Origin of the sequence: Paraburkholderia sp. SIMBA_054 (assembly GCF_046534875.1) — a bacterium.
GTDB lineage: Bacteria > Pseudomonadota > Gammaproteobacteria > Burkholderiales > Burkholderiaceae > Paraburkholderia > Paraburkholderia hospita.
In genome coordinates this window covers 1-4,261 of the sequence record NZ_JAWRXV010000139.1, presented here as the reverse complement: position 1 = coordinate 4,261, position 4,261 = coordinate 1, and the positions used below count along the sequence as shown (strand labels likewise).

The 4,261-nt window shown below is 58.4% G+C and carries 5 protein-coding genes; 2 read left to right on the top strand and 3 right to left on the bottom strand.

From position 1 onward, the window contains the following. The first annotated feature begins 363 nt into the window (after positions 1 to 363). On the top strand, positions 364 to 2,052 hold the full coding sequence (locus SB822_RS54185) for an ATP-binding protein (protein ID WP_410858733.1): 1,689 nt from the start codon (positions 364 to 366) through the stop codon (positions 2,050 to 2,052). Between the two features lie 90 nt (positions 2,053 to 2,142). Here the strand turns inward: SB822_RS54185 and SB822_RS54180 are convergent, their stop codons facing one another. The 3 genes from SB822_RS54180 to SB822_RS54170 all read right to left on the bottom strand — a co-directional run bounded on the left by SB822_RS54180 (position 2,143) and on the right by SB822_RS54170 (position 3,740). Then, positions 2,143 to 2,637 carry a hypothetical protein gene (locus SB822_RS54180; protein WP_410858732.1) on the bottom strand — a complete coding sequence of 165 codons (495 nt, stop codon included), beginning with the start codon at positions 2,635 to 2,637 and terminating at the stop codon, positions 2,143 to 2,145. Positions 2,638 to 2,841: 204 nt separating this feature from the next. Next, positions 2,842 to 3,090 carry a hypothetical protein gene (locus tag SB822_RS54175; RefSeq protein WP_410858731.1) on the bottom strand — a complete coding sequence of 83 codons (249 nt, stop codon included), beginning with the start codon at positions 3,088 to 3,090 and terminating at the stop codon, positions 2,842 to 2,844. Positions 3,091 to 3,416: 326 nt separating this feature from the next. Further along, positions 3,417 to 3,740, bottom strand: coding sequence for an H-NS family nucleoid-associated regulatory protein (locus SB822_RS54170; RefSeq protein WP_410858730.1), 324 nt, complete (start codon positions 3,738 to 3,740; stop codon positions 3,417 to 3,419). 105 nt (positions 3,741 to 3,845) lie between these two features. Here SB822_RS54170 and SB822_RS54165 point away from each other — a divergent pair. Next, a partial coding sequence (locus SB822_RS54165; RefSeq protein ID WP_410858729.1) for a transposase occupies positions 3,846 to 4,261 on the top strand: 416 nt, incomplete at its 3' end.

Genomic DNA, 4,261 nt, shown 5'->3' with positions numbered 1-4,261 from the left:
GATCTCCTCAGCCTTCACAAGCTTCACACGGCATTTCATCGACACCTCGGCACCAGGGAAAAATCCAGGTTACCGAAATCCAAGCAGTTTTACCAGGATCACTTAGTCGACGAGTGGTCAGGAACATTGCGACGGATTTGCACTCGCATTCTTGCCGACGGAGACCATTTGCGCGCCGTTCATATGACAAGCACTTACGTGCCCGTGAGTCGCTGCTTCTCTCGGCCGCATTGCGGTGCGGCAAATTTGACACGTGCGGGTTCGTGGCCTAGTGTAAAAAATGCTTCATCCCGACCGGGCGCAGGAATACGCTCACTTCCGCCCGTGATGTCGAGTCGACTGCGGTGCTCAAGGGCAAAATCCATGGCAACTGTTTCGACAGTTATCAGTTCAGGCGCTGCAGAACTGCGCCGACGGCCGTCGCGCGCTCCTGAGTATGAGCAGGAGAGTCGCGCGCTCGTGCGTCTGGCCCGTGCGCAATCCGGGCCGCGAGACGTGCTGCTGCAGACAATCGTTGATGCTGCCCTCGAACTCTGCTGCGCCGGAAGTGCAGGCATCAGTCTTGTTGAAGAACTGGACGGCCACCGCTACTTTCGCTGGCTCGCCGTCGCCGGGCAGGTGGCCGGCCTGCGCGGCAATCTGACGGCATGGAAAGACTGCCCGTGCGGTATTGCGCTCGAGTTACAGGGGTCGCTACTCCTTGTCGACCCGCTGCAAACGTTCGAAGCCCTTCGCGGCGGCCCTGCGCACATTGCTGAGGGGCTGGTAGTGCCGATTGAGACAGACGGCGTTCCGCTTGGCGCCATCTGGGTCATGTCGCATTCCGATGGCTGCCGGTTTGAGCGTGAAGACGTGCGGCTTCTATCCAGCCTGTCGGCCGTAGCCGGGTCAGCGCTCACGCTGACGAACGCGCGGGACAAGAAGGCGAACGACAGCCGGCAACGCGACGAATTCATCGCGATGCTCAGCCACGAACTTCTGGGCCCGATGGGACCGATAGACAACGCTGTGAGCGCCACAAAGGCCTACTGTGCCGGCAATGAAAATGCACTGGTTCTGCTGAACATCGCCGAGCGGCAAATATCCCGATTGCGAACACTGATGGACGACCTGCTCGACGCAGTTCGTCTGCAACACGGCAAGCTGCGACTTGACATCAACAATGTGTCCCTGAAGGAAATTGCAGCGGACGCCGTGGCGTCTGTACAGGATGGGTTTGAAAAACGTCGACTACAGTTGACCGTCGCAGGACTCGACAAGGACATCATCCTGGCTGGGGACCATGTGCGCCTGAGCCAGGTCATCACCAACCTACTTTCGAACTCGATTCGCTACACGCCTGCGGGTGGCCGCATTTTACTGAGCGCAGCATGCGAAACCGACGGAAAGACGGTCACTATTGCAGTACAAGACAACGGAAGAGGCATAGCGGCGGAGGACCTTGCGTCCGTTTGCAACCTCTTCGTACAGTCACGCGGCGCTTCAAAAGAAGCGAATGGCGGACTGGGTGTGGGACTCGCCGTCGTGAAACGCATCGTCGAGCTCCATCACGGCACACTGGATGTGGCGAGCGCCGGAACAGGAAAAGGGACGACAGTCACCGTCCGTTTGCCGATATGCTGCGAGCCCAATCCGTCGACCGACCGCCACACTGAAACAGAAACGAGCACAAGCGTCAATCCAGTAAGCATCCTGCTGGTTGATGATTGCTTGGATGCGTTGCAGTCTTTATCAACTATGCTCGCGCTCGACGGACATTCAGTTGACACGGCCGATAGTGGCGCAGCGGCAATGCGGCGGCTCAAGTCGGGCAAGCCGGATGTCGCCATCGTTGACATCTGTCTTCCTGATGCGGATGGCTTTGATATTGCAAGGGCCATCAGGCGGGACGAATCTCTTGACGACATTTACCTCGTTGCGCTCAGCGGCTACGCAGACGAGACAGACGGTAGGCGCGCGTTTGCGGCCGGCTTCAACGCCTACGTGACAAAGCCCCTTTCCATCGGACGCCTGAGAGCCATCCTTGCCGCATGCCGCGTTGTTCGAAAATAGCTTGCATCGACCCGAGCCGATGCAACGTTGAGGTCGACGCGCCACTGAATGGGCGCCAAAACACGGACGGCTTGCAGACAGTTTGGATGCTTATGGTTTGGCGGGAGATTCCGGTCTGCGAACGGCTAAGGTCGGTGTCCAGACGGGAACTTCCGGTAACGCAGGCCGCTGGTTGCGCGCATGAAGATAGACGCGCTGACGTTCTATCAATGCTATCCGTAATCGCTGCGCCGACCTGGGCCGGGTGAATGCATTGCCGCCCACGATAGTTTCATACTCGTCAGCATGGAAGACCCGATACCGCCTCAGGAACTCCGGTCCCGGCAGGCGTTGGGAATTGGCCATCAACGAGCCATAGTCGGCATCGGCCGGGTCAGCAAGCTCGTGAACAATGCGGTCGAGTAACTCGAACCGCTTGCGAAGCGTACCCGCGCCTCCGAAGAAAGCATAAAAATCGCGATAGCTCAAGACCTGCTGCGCGCGCGCGGCGAAAATCAATGCCTCTCGAATTCTGACGACGGCCGACTCGTCCACAGCAAGTGCCCCCGCATTGTGTTCGACACCTGTCCGCTTAACCATAGGCATGCCAACCGTTCCTCCATGCGTTTCACCGCAGGTTGCGCGCGCGACACTGAAAAATTTCGGTGGTGTCGGCCCACGACGCGCGCGAGTGACCCATCATGAGGTCTGTTGTCGTGAATACCCTGTGCGTTCACGCACAGTCGGCCCCAATGTCGACAGGATTGCACTGTAAAACTCAGGCGCCCACCAGGTCCGATAATGGGTTCGCTATCCATATTGCTTCTCGTGGCTCTCCAGAACAGTGAGCAGCTTTTCCAGCTTGAGACGTTGGGGAAGCGGCAGGCCGGGCGTCGCATGGATTTCGTGGAGACGACGTCGCCAATAGGTCTGTGCAAATATCGAGTGCATCCCGCCCGCCGATAATGCTTTCTCCAGATTGGCAATTTCTGCCTCTGCATTCCGGAGAGCGTGCCGGTTCGAGGCGCTTAAGCCCCAGCGACGAGTATCCGTGGCCATGTTGACCTCCATCGCATGCGGTCCTTCGTACTTCCTGCTGCAAAAGAGATGCCCGGTGGACGCCCGGCCTCGTTCTGAGTGACATCGGACTTCCCGAGACGGATTGAACTGCACTGGTCCGCGCGTCCCGCAATGGAGCGTGTTCACGATGTGCAGGTGGTGAAAGCGATACTCTCTGAGGGTTTTGGCGCTGCCCTCGAAAAATGCGCCATAACTTTTCTGCCGGCGGCGCCTCTTTATAATCGCATCGGCACTCAAGGCAACCGTAGGTGTTGTAGACAGTACCTGGTGAATCGCCATTGACGCTCGCCGCTGTCGGCGACTCGCTAATGACCATCCCGTCGCGCCAGCGGGCTTCCCGCAAAAGGGTCATCGCGCCAGTCCACGGCTTTACCCGTCTTTGGCACAGCCGCTTGCGACGATAATTCAAAATGTTCTAATGATTGCCCGGCGCTAATTGCCTGCTTCAGCCATCGCGGCATTTCCCCTTCGCCGCTCCAAACCTCGCCCGTCGCATTGCGGTAGCGTGCTTCTTTCTGTTCAGATTGGTCGCTCGCCAACACTGATGCCAAGTCTTCTGGCTTGATGCCAAACTGTTTCATCTGGCGGCGGAGATAAGCAACCATGCTGTCCCGCTTCCGTTCATCCATAGGATATTCGTCCGTCAAAATCGTCCGACTTTTTCTTCCAGTGCGACGCATTAATGCATGGCGGTTTCAAGGATCAAGTGCAACACGTCATTTAGGATGTGTTGCATGGGACAAAAATACGAACACCTTGGTGCCGAAGAGCGCGGTGCGATCTTTGCAATGAAGCAGGAGAACAGGAGCACGCGAGAGATTGCGCGTGCGTTACGACGTTCGCCAGCCACGATCAGTCGTGAACTCAGGCGCAATGGCTGGAAGCCGGACCATGAGCGAGGTCCAATGGGGCGCCCCGCCATCGCCGGCGGCTACAATGCAGCGAATGCGGGCCGCCGGGCGGCGAGGCTGCGGCGCAAGCCGCGCTGTGAGCGCAAGCTGCATCCTGACGGAACGTTGTGGCCCGAGGTACGTCAATACCTGGAGGCGGGCCTCTCCCCTGAGCAGGTGTCTGCCCAACTCGAACGTGTGCATCCCGAAGAACCCGCCTTGAACGTCTCGCACGAAACGATCTACCACGCCATCTATGC

Coding starts and splice junctions, on each gene's coding strand:
- SB822_RS54170 (WP_410858730.1), bottom strand. CDS start 3,740: ATGGATGAACGGAAGCGGGACAGCATGGTTGCTTATCTCCGCCGCCAG.
- SB822_RS54180 (WP_410858732.1), bottom strand. CDS start 2,637: ATGCCTATGGTTAAGCGGACAGGTGTCGAACACAATGCGGGGGCACTT.
- SB822_RS54185 (WP_410858733.1), top strand. CDS start 364: ATGGCAACTGTTTCGACAGTTATCAGTTCAGGCGCTGCAGAACTGCGC.
- SB822_RS54175 (WP_410858731.1), bottom strand. CDS start 3,090: ATGGCCACGGATACTCGTCGCTGGGGCTTAAGCGCCTCGAACCGGCAC.